Here is a 14,680-nt window from a genome sequence, read left to right as displayed (position 1 = left end):
GCGCGTCGCGCCCGGCCTCTCGGGTGGGGTGGTCCGTTCAACCGGCAGTCACCAGGGCACGGGGCCGTCCTCGCTGAAGAACCCACCGGTCGGCCCGTCCGCGTCCAGCGTCGCCAGTCTTACCACGACCGTCGCGCCCTGCGCGGGGGTGAGGAACCCGCGGTGGTCGTTGATGTCCGTGGCGACGTAGCCGGGGGCCGCGGCGTTGACCAGGATGCCGTCCTTCCGCAGCTCGTTGGCGTACTGCACGGTCAGCGCGTTCAGCGCGGTCTTGGAGGGCGAGTACGCGGCCGACTGCGGCAGCCCGCTCAGCGGGCCGCCCGGCTCGCTGTTGACGGTCAGCGACCCGCCGCCGCTGCTGAGGTTGACGATCCGCGGCGCCGGCGACCGCCGCAGCAGCGGCAGCATGGCGTTGGTGACCGCGATCACCCCGAAGACGTTGGTCTCGAACACCGACCGGACCATGTCCAGGTCGACGCCGCTGGGGATCTGGTCGACGGCGTCCTCGGGCGGGACCTGGCCGGAGCCGGTGATGGCGGCGTTGTTGACCAGCACGTCGAGGCGGCCGAACCGCTCCTCGACCCATCCGGCGGCCGCCTCGACGGTGGCGAGGTCGGTGACGTCGAGGGTGACGGCGTGCGCGTCGCCGCCTCCCGCGCGCACCGCCGCCGCGGCCTCCTCGCCACGCCGCGCGTTCCTGGCGCCGATCAGGACCGTCACGCCCAGTTCGGCGAGTCGCTCCGCGGTCGCCCGGCCGATCCCCTTGTTCGCCCCGGTGATCAGGGCGATCTTCCGGTGTGTGTTCCGCTCGTCCATCGCCAAGCTCCTGTCTCAGTGAGTCTGTCCGCCCCGGGACGAGACAGGCCGGCCGCGCTGTGACATGGACGGCCGATGTCACAGACGGCTGTGCTGTCTCGTCCCGGGTGGCGGAGAAAGCCAGTGACGTGGGGAAAGGTGATGGTCATGCGGGTGTTCGTGGCCGGCGGGGCCGGGGTGCTGGGACGGCGGCTGGTGCGGCGGCTCGTGGCGCGCGGCCACCAGGTGACGGCGACGACGACGGGCGCGGGCAAGCTGGGCCTCCTGGAGCGCCTCGGCGCCGAGGCGGTCGTGATGGACGGGCTGGACGCGGAAGCGGTCGGCGAGGCGGTGGCCAGGGCCCGGCCGGACGTGATCGTGCACCAGATGACCGCGATCGGCGGCAAGCCCGACATCAAGCACTTCGACCGCTGGTTCGCCACCACCAACCGGCTGCGCACCGAGGGGACGGACCACCTGCTGGCCGCCGCCGAGGCGGCCGGCGTCTCCCATGTCGTCGCGCAGAGCTACGCCTCGTGGAACGGCATCCGTACGGGCGGGTGGGTGAAGACGGAGGAGGATCCGCTGGACCCGACGAGCACGGGCCAGGGGGCGGCGGCGATCCGCCACCTCGAACAGGTGGTCGCCGCGGCCGGGGGCGCGGTCCTGCGCTACGGCGCCTTCTACGGGCCCGGGGCCACCGACGCCCAGGTCGAGCTGGTGCGCAAGCGGCAGTATCCGGTCATCGGCGACGGCGGCGGCTACAGTTCGTGGGTGCATCTCGACGACGCGGCCGAGGCCACCGTCCTGGCCGTGGAACAGCGGGCGAGGGGCGTGTTCAACATCGTCGACGACGAGCCGGCCCCGGCGCGCGAGTGGCTGCCCTATTTGGCCGCGTGCGCGGGGGCCAAACCGCCGATGCGGATCCCGGTCTGGCTGGCCAGGCCGCTGGCCGGGAGGACCGCGGTGGCGATGATGACCGAGGGGCGCGGCTTCTCCAACGCCAAGGCCAAGCGGGAGCTGGGCTGGCGGCTGCGCCACCCCTCCTGGCGTCAGGGCTTCAAGGAGGAGCTGGCGTGACCAGGACGGAGGAGTTCCAGGAGCTGCGGCCGCTGCTGTTCTCGATCGCCTATCGGATCCTGGGCAGCGTGGGCGAGGCCGAGGACGCGGTCCAGGAGGCCTGGCTGCGCTACGACGCCTACCCCGGGCGACCGGCGTCGGCCAAGGCGTTCCTGGCGGCCACGGTGTCCAGGATCGCGATCGACGTGCTGCGCTCGGCCCGCGTCCGGCGGGAGCAGTACACCGGCCGGTGGTTCCCCGAGCCGCTGCTGGCCGACCCCTACGAGGATCCGGAGCGGGCGGCGGAGCTGGCCGACTCGCTGTCGATGGCGGCCTTGCTGCTGCTGGAGCGGCTCAGCCCGCTGGAGCGGGCGGTCTTCGTGCTGCGGGAGGTGTTCGGGTTCGGCTTCGGCGAGGTCGCCGCGGCGGTGGGGCGCTCGGAGGCGGCGTGCCGCCAGCTCGCCGTGCGGGCGCGCCGTCACATGGAGGCGGGACGCGCCCGGTTCGAGACCGACCGCCGCGAGCGGGACGAGCTCGCCGGACGGTTCTTCGACGCCTTCCGTGACGGGGACGTCGACGGGCTGCGCGACCTGCTCGCCGCCGACGTGCGGATGGTCGGCGACAGCGGCGGCAACGCCCCGCTGTGGGGCACGGGCGTCTTCGGCGCCGGCAAGGTGGCCAGGGTCCTGGCCGGGATCGCCGGGCCGTTCGTCCGCATCGGCGGCGTGGTGCAGCCGCACGAGGTCAACGGCCAGCCGGGCGCGATCTTCCGCGACCGGGACGGCAGGATCGTCAACACCCTGACCCTCGACATCCTCTCCGGCCGCGTCCAGACGATCCGCGCAGTGATCAACCCCGACAAGCTCCGCCACCTGGGCCAGGTCGCGGACGCCTGGGCCATCGTCCGCGAAGCCAACCAAGCCCGCCGCCCCACCCCCCGGCCATGACACCCGGTCCGCAGCTCGCGAGCGCGAACAACACCCCCCCACAGCCCCACACCCCAGCCACAACACCCGGTCCGCAACTCGCGAGCGCGAACAACACAACCCGCCGCCCCACACCCCAGCCATGACACCCGGTCCGCAACTCGCGAGCGCGATCAACACGCCCCACTGCCTCCTACCCAGGCCATAACACCCCCCAGCCGACCAGCCGCCCCGCGCCCCCTCCCACCAGTACCCCGCGAACAAGCGGCACCCGCTCCGCACCCACACCGGCGCCCCAGTCCGCGATCGCCCTCACGGCCCGCCGTCTCGCCTCCCCCACCCCGCACCGCCGACGCCGGACCGGCATGACCACCGTCCGCACCTGCGAGCACCCCTTCGGACGAACGGAGCGGGAACTCGAATGCCGCTCCTGCAGGCCCCGTCGTGCAAGCCTCGCCGTACACGCCACTGACCCACACCTCCGCACATCGCGAACACCCCCGCACCGTTCGACTGAACGGAACGGGGGCGCTCGCATGACTTCGGGTCGTGCGCGCCCCGCCGAACACATCACCCACGACCCGCCGTACACACCACTGACCCACACCTCCGCACACACGAACACCCCCGCACCGTTCGACTGAACGGAACGGGGGCGCTCGCATGACTTCGGGTCGTGCGCGCCCCGCCCATCACATCACCCACGACCCGCCGTACACACCACTGACCCACACCTCCGCACACACGAACACCCCCGCGCCGTTCGGGTGAATGGCGCGGGGGTGTTCGTATGGCGCCGGCCTTGCGTGCCCTGCCGGACGGAGCGCAATCACCACCCCCGCACATGCGAACACCCCCGCGCCGTTCGGGTGAACGGAGCGGGGGTGCTCGTATGGTCTGGCCTTGCGTGCCCCGTCGGATGGACGGAACCCGTCACGGGCGGTGTGGGTCAGCGGTCGAAGCTGCGGCCGGAGCTGCCGCGGCGGTAGCCGCCGCCCCTGGTGCCGCGGTCGTCCGAGCGGAAGTTGCCGGGACGGTAGCCGTCGCGGGGACGGTCGTCGGAGCGGTATCCGCCGCGGTCGCGGTCACCCGTGGAGGGGCGGCCGCGGTCGGCGGAGTAGCGGTTGCCGCGGTCGTCGGGACGGAACCCGCCGCCTCGCGTCCCGCGGTCGTCACGGTAACCGCCGCCACGGGGACGGTCACCGTCGCGGGCGGGACGGTCGTCGCGGTAACCACCGCTGGGGCGGTCGTCACGGTAGCCACCGCCACGGGGACGGTCGCCCTCGCGGAAGGGGCGGTCGCGGCGGTCCTCACCGAAGCTGCGCGGCTGCGCGTCTCCGCCGTCGTGGCGGCGCGGGCCGCCGAACGGCCGCTCGCCCTCGTGGCGGCGCTGACCCGAGAAGCCGTCCTCGTGACGGCGAGGGCCGGAGAAACCGTCCTCGTGACGCCGGGGACGGCGCTCGCCGTCGAAGTCGCGACGGGGACGGCGGGAGCGGCCGTTGTGGTTGTCGCGGCGCGGGCGCAGGGGCTTGCGGACGTCCGGCTCCCACACGGGGATCGACTCGCCGCTCGGCACGCGGGCGCCGGTGACCTCCGCCACCCGGGGGTGGCCGGGGGTCGCCTTGAGGCGGAACGGGTGGATGCCGGCCCGCCGGGTCAGCGACTCGGTGGAGCGGCGCTCGTTCGGCAGCACCAGCGTGACGACGGTGCCCTTCTCGCCGGCGCGGGCCGTGCGGCCGCCCCGGTGCAGGTAGCTCTTGCTGTCCTGGGGCGGGTCGACGTGCAGCACCAGGCTGATGTTGTCGACGTGGATGCCGCGGGCGGCGACGTCGGTGCAGACGAGCACGTTGACGGAGCCCTCGCGGAACTCGGCCAGGATGCGGGTGCGCTGGTTCTGGCGCTTGCCGCCGTGCAGGCCGCCAGCCTTGACGCCGACCCTGGCCAGTTGCTTGCAGAGGCGGTCGACGCCGTGCTGGGTGCGCACGAAGATGATCGTGCGGCCCTCGCGGTTGGCGATCTCGGCGGTGATGTCGAACTTGTCGTCGCGGGTCACCTGCAGCACGTGGTGCTCCATCGTGTCGACGGGCGAGGTGGCCGGTGCGACGGAGTGGCTGATGGGGTCCTTGAGGAAGCGCTGGACGAGCTTGTCGACGTCGCCGTCGAGGGTGGCGGAGAACAGCAGCCGCTGCCCGCTGGGCGGGGTCTGCGCGAGCAGCTCCGTCACCACCGGGAAGAAGCCGAGGTCGCACATGTGGTCGGCCTCGTCAAGGACGCTGATCTCGATGTCCTCCAGCGAGCACTCGCCCTGCCGGATCAGGTCGCCGAGCCGGCCGGGGGTGGCGATGACGACGTCGACGCCGCGGCGCAGCGCCTCGATCTGCTTGCCCATGGACATGCCGCCGACGACGACCTTCATGCGCAGGCCGAGGCCGCGGCCGAGGGGTTCGAGGGCGTCGTGCACCTGGAGGGCGAGCTCGCGGGTGGGGACGAGGACCATCGCGCGGGGGCGTCCGGGGGCCGGCTTGACGCCGGAGATGCGGGCCATCATGGGGAGGCCGAAGGCGAGGGTCTTGCCGGAGCCGGTCTGGCCGCGGCCGAGCACGTCGGCGCCGGCGAGCACGTCCGGGATGGCCGCGCTCTGGATGGGGAACGGGGAGCCGATGCCCTGCCTGGCCAGGCCGTTCACGAGCGGCTTGGGCAGGCCGAGCAGCTCGAACTCGGACGGGCCCTGCTCGGGGGTCGTCTCGGGCAGGACAGCGTCAAGCATGGTCACGAAATTCGTGCCTTTCAGTCGAAGTGGCACGTCACTTCTGCGAAAGGACGAGCCAGGACGTACGGCGACATTGCCGTACACATTGCAGTGCGCCCGCCATCGGGGCGGAGCTTGGGGGAAGGCGCACCTGAGGGCGCCGGCCGCAGGCGGCGCGGGACGCGCGATGAGGCGTCAGGTGTCCTTGGGTGCCAACACGGGAGAGATCACGCTTATTCCCGAGGAGGATCTCCGGACTTTCCGGAGACCTCCGGCATGCTGAAGCGGCCGGCGCCGAGGCGCCAGCCTCCAGCAGAAAAGATCAGACGTTGAAGCCTAGCATACGAAGCTGGTCGCGGCCCTCGTCGGTGATCTTGTCAGGGCCCCACGGCGGCAGCCAGACCCAGTTGATCTTCACGTCGGAGACCATGCCGTCGAGCGCGGAGTGCGCCTGGTCCTCGATGACGTCGGTCAGCGGGCAGGCCGCGCTGGTCAGGGTCATGTCGATGGTGGCGACGGGCTTGCCGTCCTGGCCGGGATCGAGGTTGAGGCCGTAGATCAGGCCGAGGTCGACGACGTTGATGCCGAGCTCGGGGTCGACGACGTCCTTGAGCGCCTCCATCAATTCCTCGACGGTCGCGTCACCGTCGAAGCCGGTCGGGGTCTCGACAGGCTTGCTCATTGTGCAGCACTCCTCACCACAGCGTCCTTGTAGGCCATCCATGACAGCAGCGCGCACTTGACGCGCGCGGGGAATTTGGCCACCCCGGCGAACGCCACCGCGTCGCCGAGCACGTCCTCGTCGGGCTCCACCTGCCCCCTGCCCTGCATGAGGCGGGTGAACTCGTCCACCACGGACAGGGTCTCCCGTACGGTCGAGCCGGTCGTCAGCTCGTGCAGCACCGAGGCCGCGGCCTGGCTGATGGAGCAGCCCTGACCGTCGTAGGAGACGTCTTCGATCTTGCCGGCCTCGCCCACCCTGACCCGCAGCGTGATCTCGTCGCCGCACGTCGGGTTCACGTGGTGAACCTCGGCGTCGTACGGCTCGCGCAGCCCCCGCCCCTGCGGGTGCTTGTAGTGCTCCAGGATCAGCTCCTGGTACATCGACTCGCCGATCATCGCTATGCGAACACTTTCTGGACGTGGTGGAGGCCGCGCACCAGGGCGTCGATCTCGCCCGTGGTGTTGTACAGATAGAACGACGCCCGCGTGGTCGCCGGTATTCCGAACCGCAGGTGCAGCGGGCGCGCGCAGTGGTGACCGACGCGCACCGCGACGCCGAACGCGTCGTCGAGGATCTGCCCCACGTCGTGCGGGTGTATGCCGTCCAGCGTGAACGCGAGCGTGCCGCCGCGCATCTCCAGCGAGTCGGGGCCGATCAGCCGCAGCCCCGGCAGCTCGCGCAGCGCGTCGAGGCCGTACGCGGCGAGCTCGCGCTCGTGGGCCTCGACGGCCGCCATGCCGACCCCGCTGAGGTAGTCGACGGCCGCGCCGAGGCCGATGGCCTCGACGATCGGCGGCGTGCCGGCCTCGAACTTGTGCGGGATGGGGGCGTAGGTCGAGCGGTCCATCCAGACCGCCTCGATCATCTCCCCGCCGCCCAGGAACGGGGGCATGGCCTCGAGCAGCTCGCCCCGGCCCCACAGCACGCCGATGCCGGAGGGGCCGACCATCTTGTGGCCCGTGAAGGCGACGAAGTCGACGCCCAGCGCGGCCACGTCCACCGGGTGGTGGGGCACCGACTGGGAGGCGTCGAGCATCACCAGCGCGCCGGCCTGCCGGGCGCGGGCCAGCACGTCGGCGACCGGGTTGACGGTGCCGAGGACGTTCGACTGGTGAGCGATCGAAATGATCTTCGTCCGCTCGGTGACCAGGTCGTCGAGCCCGGACAGGTCGAGCCGGCCCTCGTCGGTGACGCCGAACCACCTCAGCGTCGCACCGGTGCGCTGCGCGAGCAGCTGCCACGGCACGATGTTGGAGTGGTGCTCCATCTCGGAGATGACGATCTCGTCACCGGGGCCGAGCCGGAAGCGGTCGTCGGTGTTGGCCGGGTTGCCGAAGGAGTAGGCGACCAGGTTGAGCGCCTCGGAGGCGTTCTTGGTGAAGACGACCTCGTCACGCGAGGGAGCGCCGACGAAAGCGGCGATCTTGTCGCGGGCGCTCTCGTAGGCCTCGGTGGACTCGGCGCCCAGGGCGTGCATGGCACGCCCCACGTTGCTGTAGTGCAGCGCCAGGTGCTCGCGCATGGTCTCGATGACCTGTGTGGGCTTCTGGGAAGAGTTGCCCGAGTCGAGATAGACGAGCGGGCGCCCGCCGGGCAGCTCGCGGGAGAGAACCGGGAAGTCCTTCCTGATCCTCTCCACGTCAAAGCTGGTCTGAGTCATGCAGATGCCTTCGTGTACTGCTCGTAGCCCTCGGACTCGAGCTTGTCCGCCAGCTCCGGCCCGCCCTCCTCGACGATCTTGCCGTTGGCGAAGACGTGCACGAAGTCGGGCTTCACATAGCGCAGGATGCGAGTGTAGTGCGTGATCAGCAGGACGCCGGTCTCGCCGGACTCGCGGAAGCGGTTGATGCCCTCCGACACCACGCGCAGCGCGTCGACGTCGAGCCCGGAGTCGGTCTCGTCGAGCACCGCGATCTTCGGCTTGAGCAGCTCCAGCTGGAGGATCTCGTGGCGCTTCTTCTCGCCGCCGGAGAAGCCCTCGTTGAGGTTGCGCTGGGCGAAGGAGCCGTCGATGGCGAGCGCGTCCATGCCGTTCTTCAGGTCCTTGGCGAACTGGCGCAGCTTGGGCGCCTCGCCGCGGACGGAGGTGACGGCCGAGCGCAGGAAGTTGGACACCGACACGCCGGGGACCTCGACGGGGTACTGCATGGCCAGGAACAAGCCCGCGCGGGCCCGCTCGTCGACCGACAGCTCCAGCAGGTCGACGCCGTCGAGCAGCACCTGACCGCCGGTGATCGTGTACTTCGGATGACCGGCGATGGCGTAGGCGAGCGTGGACTTGCCGGAGCCGTTGGGGCCCATGATGGCGTGGGTCTCGCCCGACTTCACGGTCAGGTTGACGCCGCGCAGGATTTCCTTGTCCTCGACGGCGACCTGCAGGTCACGGATCTCAAGGGTGGACATTGCTTAGGACTCCTTCGAGAGCGAGACGAGCACGTCGTCGCCGTCGATCTTGACTGTGTAGACGTTCACGGGCTTGGTGGCGGGCGGGCCGGTGGGCTTGCCGGTGCGGATGTCGAAGCACGAGCCGTGCAGCCAGCACTCGAGCGTGCCGTCGTAGACGTCACCCTCGCTGAGCCGCACCTCGGCGTGGGAGCAGACATCGTGCAGGGCGAACACGTCGCCGCCCTTGCGCACCAGCGCCACCGGCGTCTCGCCGAGCTCGACGGCGATGACGCCACCGTCGGGGATGTCGCCGATCTGGCAGACCTTCTCGAAACTCATCGGGCGAGCTCCGCCTCCAGCGCCGCCATGACGCGGTCGCGGATCTCCTGGATCTGGATCTTCTCGACGAGCTGGCCGAGGAAGCCCCTGATGACCAGGCGGCGCGCCTCGTCGTACGGGATGCCCCGGGCCTGGAGGTAGAACAGGTGCTCGTCGTCGAGCCTGCCGGACGTGGAGGCGTGCCCCGCGCCGGCCACCTCGCCGGTGAGGATCTCCAGGTTGGGCACCGAGTCGGCGCGGGCGCCGTCGGTGAGGATGAGGTTGCGGTTGAGCTCGTAGGTGTCGGTGCCCTCGGCCGCGACCCGGATGATCACGTCGCCGATCCAGACGGCGTGCGCGTCCTCGCCCTGGAGCGCGCCGCGGTAGTCGACGTTGCTCTTGCAGTTGGGCTGCGAGTGGTCGACCAGGAGGCGGTGCTCCAGGTGCTGACCGGCGTCGACGAAGTAGACGCCGGTGAGGTCGGCGTCGCCGCCGGGCCCGTCGTAGGACACGCTGGGCGACAGCCGGACCAAGTCGCCGCCGAGCGTCACCACGAAGCTGCGGAAGGTGGCGTCCCTGCCGAGCCTGGCGTGGTGGTGGCTGACGTGGACGGCGTCGTCCTGCCAGTCCTGCAGGCTGACCACGCGCAGCGTGGCGCCGTCGCCTACGGCGAACTCCACGTTGTCGGCGTAGACCGCGCTGCCCTGGTGGTCGAGCACGATCACGGCCTCGGCCATCGGCTCGACCTGGACCAGCAGGTGACCGTACGCGGCGCCGTCGCCGGCGCCGGTGAGCGTGACGACGGTCGGCTTGGACGTGACGGCCTCGCGCGCCACCGTGAGCACGGTCGCCTTCTCGAAGGCGTTGAACGCCTGCGCGCTGACCCGGTCGGCGGGCACGTAGACCTTGCCGAGCCGCGGGTCGTCGCGGCCCACGGTCTCGACGGTGACCTCGGGCGCGGCGTCCACGTCGACCTTGACGTGGCCCTCGGCCACGGCCTTGCCGTCGTGCAGGCCCTTCAGGCGCGAGAGCGGGGTGAAGCGCCACGCCTCCTCGCGCCCGGCCGGCACCTCGAAGTCGGCCAGGTCGTACGACGCCTTCTCGTGCAGGGTCGACAGGGGCTTCTCGTTCAGGCCCATCAGCCGACGGCTCCTTCCATCTGCAGCTCGATCAGCCGGTTGAGCTCGAGTGCGTACTCCATGGGCAGCTCGCGCGCGATCGGCTCGACGAAGCCGCGCACGATCATCGCCATCGCCTCGTCCTCGTCGAGCCCGCGGCTCATGAGGTAGAACAGCTGGTCCTCGCTGACCTTGGAGACCGTGGCCTCGTGGCCCATCGAGACGTCGTCCTCGCGGACGTCGACGTACGGGTAGGTGTCGGAGCGGCTGATCTGGTCGACGAGCAGGGCGTCGCACTTGACGGTGCTGGCGCTGCCGTGGGCGCCCTCCTCGATCTGCACGAGACCGCGGTAGGAGGTGCGTCCGCCGCCGCGCGCCACCGACTTGGAGATGACGGTGGAGCTGGTGTGCGGGGCGAGGTGGACCATCTTGGACCCGGCGTCCTGGTGCTGGCCCTCGCCCGCGAACGCGACGCTCAGGGTCTCGCCCTTGGCGTGCTCGCCCATGAGGTAGACGGCGGGGTACTTCATCGTGACCTTGGAGCCGATGTTGCCGTCGATCCACTCCATGGTCGCGCCCTCGTAGGCGACGGCGCGCTTGGTGACCAGGTTGTAGACGTTGTTGGACCAGTTCTGGATGGTCGTGTAACGGCAGCGGGCGTTCTTCTTCACGATGATCTCGACGACCGCGGAGTGGAGCGAGTCGGACGAGTAGATCGGCGCGGTGCAGCCCTCGACGTAGTGGACGTAGCTGTTCTCGTCGACGATGATCAGGGTCCGCTCGAACTGGCCCATGTTCTCGGTGTTGATCCGGAAGTAGGCCTGCAGCGGGATCTCGACCTCGACGTTCGGCGGCACGTAGATGAACGAGCCACCGGACCACACGGAGGTGTTGAGCGCGGCGAACTTGTTGTCGCCGACCGGGATGACGGAGCCGAAGTACTCCTTGAAGAGCTCCTCGTGCTCCTTCAGGCCCGTGTCGGTGTCGACGAAGATGACGCCCTTCTCCTCGAGGTCCTCACGGATCTTGTGGTAGACGACCTCGGATTCGTACTGGGCGGCGACGCCGGCGATGAGGCGCTGCTTCTCCGCCTCGGGGATGCCGAGCTTGTCGTAGGTGTTCTTGATGTCGGCGGGCAGCTCGTCCCAGGACGTCGCCTGCTTCTCCGTCGAACGCACGAAGTACTTGATGTTGTCGAAGTCGATGCTGGTGAGGTCGGAGCCCCACGTCGGCAGCGGCTTCCTGTCGAACAGGCGGAGGCCCTTCAGGCGAAGGTCGAGCATCCATTCCGGCTCGTTCTTCAGCGTGGAGATGTCGCGTACGACCTCCTCGGACAGGCCTCGCTTGGCCGCCGCGCCGGCGGCGTCGGGGTCGGCCCAGCCGAACTTGTAATTCCCGAGGCCTTCCAGCTCCGGGCGGTCGGTGACAGTCACCCTCCGGTCTCCTTGCTCTTCTCGCGAGTGCTTTTCTCGGCAGTTGCTCTATGTGGGACCCCCAGCGTCTGGGGGCTCACGTGCGTGGTGCAGACCCCGTCGCCGTGCGCGATCGTGGCCAGCCGCTGCACGGGGGTGCCGAGCAGTTGCGCGAACGCCTCCGTCTCGGCCTCGCACAGCTGCGGGAACTCCGCGGCCGCGTGGGCCACCGGGCAGTGGTGCTGGCAGAGCTGGTCGCCGCCCGACTTGGCCTTGGTGGCCGAGGCGGCGTAGCCCTCCGCGGACAGAGCCTGGGCCAGCACCTGGACGCGCTGGTCGGGTGGCACCTGCCGCATGACCGGCTCCAGCCGCCGCAGCAGGCCTGAGACCTGTGTGCGGGCGAAGTCGGCCACCGCCTCCTCCCCCAGACGCGCGGCCAGGAAACGCAGCGCGCTCCCGGCCAGGTCGTCATAGGCGTGCTCGAAGGCGCTGCGCCCCGCGTCGGTGATGGCGAACAGCTTGGCCGGACGCCCGCGCCCCCGCTGACCGCGCGGCCGCACCGTACGGGGTTCGATCATCCCGTCGGCGAGCAGCGCGTCGAGGTGGCGGCGGACGGCCGCGGGCGTGAGCCCGAGCCGCTCGCCCAGCGCCGACGCGGCGATGGGCCCGTGCTCCAGAATGAGCCGGGCGACGCGCGCACGGGTGCTGCGCTCGCTGCCTGGCTCTATCAAGGGCACGTTTTTCACAACATCAGTGTGCCCTAATTCCTTCCCGGTCCACAAACGGTTCCGAGCAGCGGGTCAATGCAATTTCTCACTCAGGTAAGGCTTACCTAACAGACTTCGGGGCCATGATCGCGAAGACCACGGCGGAACAGGCGAACAGGCCGGTCATGACGACGGCCATGGGCAGCGCCGTGTCCGCGCCGAACAGCCCGACGAACGGCGCCGCGACCGCGCCCAGCGCGAACTGCAGCACGCCGAGCAGCGCCGAGGCCGCTCCGGCCACCTGCGGCGGCTGGCCGGCCAGGGCCAGCGCGCCGGTGCCCGGCAGGATCAGGCCCTGGCCGCACATGATGACGAACAGCCCGGCCACGACCCCGGTCAGCCCGAGCCCGATGACGACGGCCAGCAGCAGGAGCGCCCCGCCGGCCAGGGCGACGCCCAGACCGGCGAGGATGAGCCGGACCTGCGGCACCCGCCCGGCCAGGCGCCCGCCGACCTGCGACATGGCGATCAGGCCGAACGCGTTGAGCCCGAAGATGAGCGAGTACTGCTGCGGCGAGGCCCCGTACACGTCCTGGAGGACGAACGGCGAGCCCGAGATGTAGGCGAACATGGCGCCGAACGCGAGCCCGGCGGTCAGCGCGCAGCCCATGAACGGCCGGTCGCGCAGCAGGCGCGAGAAGCTGCGCAGGGTGTGCCTGAACCCGCCGCTCTCCCGCTGGTCGGCCGGGAGCGTCTCGCGCACCCCCGCCAGCACGGCCAGCATCAGCACGAGCCCGGCCAGGCTCAGCGCCACGAACACGCCCCGCCACGAGGTGAACTCCAGCAGCTGCGCCCCGGCGATCGGCGCCAGGATCGGCGCCAGGCCGCTGACCAGCATGAGGCTGGCGAAGATGCGGGCGATGGCGGCGCCGTCGTACAGGTCGCGCACCACGGCGCGCACGATGACCAGGGCCGCGCCGCCGAGCATGCCCTGCACCAGCCGCAGCGCGATGAGCACGGGCACGGAGGGGGCGAACGCGCACAGGAGCGACGCCACCATGAAGCCGCCCACGCCGACGATCAGCGGCACCCGCCGGCCGCGCACGTCGCTGAGCGGCCCGGCCACCACCTGACCGACGGACACGCCGACGAGGCAGGCCGTCAGCGTGAGCTGGACCTGGGCGGGGACGCTGAGCATCTCCTCGGTGATGGCCGGCAGCGCGGGCAGGTACATGTCGATGGACAGGGGCCCGATCGCGGAGAGCGCCCCGAGGATGAAGAGCAGGAGCCCCGCGCGGCGGCGGCTCTCCTGGACGACCGGTTGCGCGGCTTCTGCCACGGACATGCGCGTTTACCTCTCCATGCGGGCCAAAATGTGAGATGCGGACATGAACCGAGAGGACTAAACCCTTTTCTGGTAATACTCATTCCCGGTTTCCGGAAATTTCCGGTAAACGTATCGTTCGTAGGTGAAACCTCCCTGACAAGCCGACGCGGGGCTGACCGGCGAACCACCCCCGGCGGTCCCTAGACTCGTGCTCATGACATCCCCAGCCGTCGAGATCGTCGACCTCGTGAAGCGGTACGGAAGCACCGCCGCGATCGACGGGCTCACGCTGAGCGCCGCCCGCGGCGCGGTGACGGCCGTCCTCGGCCCCAACGGCGCGGGCAAGACCTCGACGGTGGAGATCTGCGAGGGGTTCCGCACGGCCGACGGCGGCACGGTGCGGGTGCTGGGCCTGCCGCCCGCCTCGGCCGCGCTGCGCCCCCGGGTCGGCGTCATGCCGCAGTCGGGCGGCGTGCCGCCCGCCGCGCGCTGCGGCGAGTGGCTCCGGCTGGTCTCGCGCTTCCACGCCCGGCCGCTGGATCCGGGCGCCCTGCTGTCCAGGCTGGGCCTCTCCGATCACGTACGGACCCCGTTCCGGCGCCTGTCGGGCGGGCAGCAGCAGCGGCTGTCGCTGGCCGCGGCCGTCATCGGCAGGCCCGAGCTGGTGTTCCTCGACGAGCCCACGGCGGGGCTCGACCCGCAGGCCCGGCACGCCTGCTGGGAGCTGGTGGGCGAGCTGCGCGCCGCCGGGGTGTCGGTGGTGCTGACCACCCACCACATGGACGAGGCGGAGCGGCTGGCCGACCACGTGGTGATCATCGACAGGGGCCGGGTGGTGGCCGAGGGCAGCCCGGCCGCGCTGACGGGGGCCGAGCGGCAGCTCCGGTTCCGCGCCCGCCCGGGGCTGGCGCTGGAGGAGCTGCTCAACGCGCTGCCGATCGGCAGCGCGGCCAAGGAGTCGCCGTCCGGCCACTACATCGTCGAGGGGCAGGTCGACCCGGGGCTGCTGGCCACCGTGACCGCCTGGTGCGCGGCGGAGGGCGTGACGGCCGACGACCTGCGCATCGAGCGGCGCACGCTGGAAGACGTGTTCCTGGAGCTGACGGGCAGGGAGCTGCGGTGACGACACCCACACTCGACTTCACGCCCGCACCGGGGGC

The 14,680-nt window shown here is 70.9% G+C and carries 14 protein-coding genes; 3 read left to right on the top strand and 11 right to left on the bottom strand.

The window, feature by feature from the left end:
• Positions 1-48: 48 nt before the first annotated feature.
• The gene (locus tag FR742_RS13595; protein ID WP_148031307.1) at positions 49-816 is read right to left on the bottom strand and encodes an SDR family oxidoreductase; all 768 of its coding nucleotides are present in this window, start codon (positions 814-816) and stop codon (positions 49-51) included.
• Between the two features lie 147 nt (positions 817-963).
• On the opposite strand from FR742_RS13595, the gene FR742_RS13590 reads away from it, so the two are divergent.
• Positions 964-1,875: an NAD(P)-dependent oxidoreductase gene (locus tag FR742_RS13590; RefSeq protein ID WP_148031306.1), complete on the top strand. Its 912-nt coding sequence runs from the start codon at positions 964-966 to the stop codon at positions 1,873-1,875.
• The gene (locus FR742_RS13585; RefSeq protein ID WP_148031305.1) at positions 1,872-2,801 is read left to right on the top strand and encodes an RNA polymerase sigma-70 factor; all 930 of its coding nucleotides are present in this window, start codon (positions 1,872-1,874) and stop codon (positions 2,799-2,801) included. Before FR742_RS13590 ends, FR742_RS13585 begins: the two co-directional genes overlap by 4 nt.
• Positions 2,802-3,729: 928 nt before the next feature.
• On the opposite strand, the gene FR742_RS13580 is transcribed toward FR742_RS13585, so the two are convergent.
• The 10 genes from FR742_RS13580 to FR742_RS13535 all read right to left on the bottom strand — a co-directional run bounded on the left by FR742_RS13580 (position 3,730) and on the right by FR742_RS13535 (position 13,538).
• On the bottom strand, positions 3,730-5,547 hold the full coding sequence (locus FR742_RS13580; RefSeq protein WP_148031304.1) for a DEAD/DEAH box helicase: 1,818 nt from the start codon (positions 5,545-5,547) through the stop codon (positions 3,730-3,732).
• 304 nt (positions 5,548-5,851) lie between these two features.
• On the bottom strand, positions 5,852-6,211 hold the full coding sequence (locus FR742_RS13575; RefSeq protein ID WP_148031303.1) for a metal-sulfur cluster assembly factor: 360 nt from the start codon (positions 6,209-6,211) through the stop codon (positions 5,852-5,854).
• Positions 6,208-6,648 (bottom strand): Fe-S cluster assembly sulfur transfer protein SufU, encoded by a 441-nt coding sequence (gene sufU, locus FR742_RS13570; RefSeq protein ID WP_148031302.1) that lies wholly within the window; start codon positions 6,646-6,648, stop codon positions 6,208-6,210. The genes FR742_RS13575 and sufU overlap by 4 nt, the downstream gene beginning before the upstream one ends.
• Before the next feature lie 2 nt (positions 6,649-6,650).
• Positions 6,651-7,913, bottom strand: coding sequence for a cysteine desulfurase (locus tag FR742_RS13565; RefSeq protein WP_148031301.1), 1,263 nt, complete (start codon positions 7,911-7,913; stop codon positions 6,651-6,653).
• Entirely contained in the window at positions 7,910-8,656 is a 747-nt protein-coding gene (gene sufC, locus FR742_RS13560; RefSeq protein WP_148031300.1) for a Fe-S cluster assembly ATPase SufC, read from the bottom strand. Before sufC ends, FR742_RS13565 begins: the two co-directional genes overlap by 4 nt.
• Before the next feature lie 3 nt (positions 8,657-8,659).
• Positions 8,660-8,977: a non-heme iron oxygenase ferredoxin subunit gene (locus FR742_RS13555; protein ID WP_148031299.1), complete on the bottom strand. Its 318-nt coding sequence runs from the start codon at positions 8,975-8,977 to the stop codon at positions 8,660-8,662.
• The gene (gene sufD, locus FR742_RS13550; protein ID WP_148031298.1) at positions 8,974-10,095 is read right to left on the bottom strand and encodes a Fe-S cluster assembly protein SufD; all 1,122 of its coding nucleotides are present in this window, start codon (positions 10,093-10,095) and stop codon (positions 8,974-8,976) included. Before sufD ends, FR742_RS13555 begins: the two co-directional genes overlap by 4 nt.
• The gene (sufB, locus tag FR742_RS13545) at positions 10,095-11,507 is read right to left on the bottom strand and encodes a Fe-S cluster assembly protein SufB (protein WP_148031297.1); all 1,413 of its coding nucleotides are present in this window, start codon (positions 11,505-11,507) and stop codon (positions 10,095-10,097) included. The genes sufD and sufB overlap by 1 nt, the downstream gene beginning before the upstream one ends.
• Positions 11,504-12,223: a metalloregulator ArsR/SmtB family transcription factor gene (locus FR742_RS13540; protein WP_148031296.1), complete on the bottom strand. Its 720-nt coding sequence runs from the start codon at positions 12,221-12,223 to the stop codon at positions 11,504-11,506. The genes sufB and FR742_RS13540 overlap by 4 nt, the downstream gene beginning before the upstream one ends.
• Before the next feature lie 91 nt (positions 12,224-12,314).
• The gene (locus FR742_RS13535) at positions 12,315-13,538 is read right to left on the bottom strand and encodes a multidrug effflux MFS transporter (RefSeq protein WP_148031295.1); all 1,224 of its coding nucleotides are present in this window, start codon (positions 13,536-13,538) and stop codon (positions 12,315-12,317) included.
• A gap of 196 nt (positions 13,539-13,734) precedes the next feature.
• Here FR742_RS13535 and FR742_RS13530 point away from each other — a divergent pair, with 196 nt between their 5' ends.
• Complete coding sequence (locus tag FR742_RS13530; RefSeq protein WP_148031294.1) at positions 13,735-14,643, top strand: ABC transporter ATP-binding protein; 909 nt, start codon at positions 13,735-13,737, stop codon at positions 14,641-14,643.
• Positions 14,644-14,680 lie beyond the last annotated feature (37 nt).

The organism is Nonomuraea sp. C10 (genome assembly GCF_008017515.1).
In the GTDB taxonomy this organism is placed as follows: domain Bacteria; phylum Actinomycetota; class Actinomycetes; order Streptosporangiales; family Streptosporangiaceae; genus Nonomuraea; species Nonomuraea ferruginea.
Note: the sequence above shows the minus strand (reverse complement) of the source record. Positions and strands in the feature narration are given on the sequence as shown.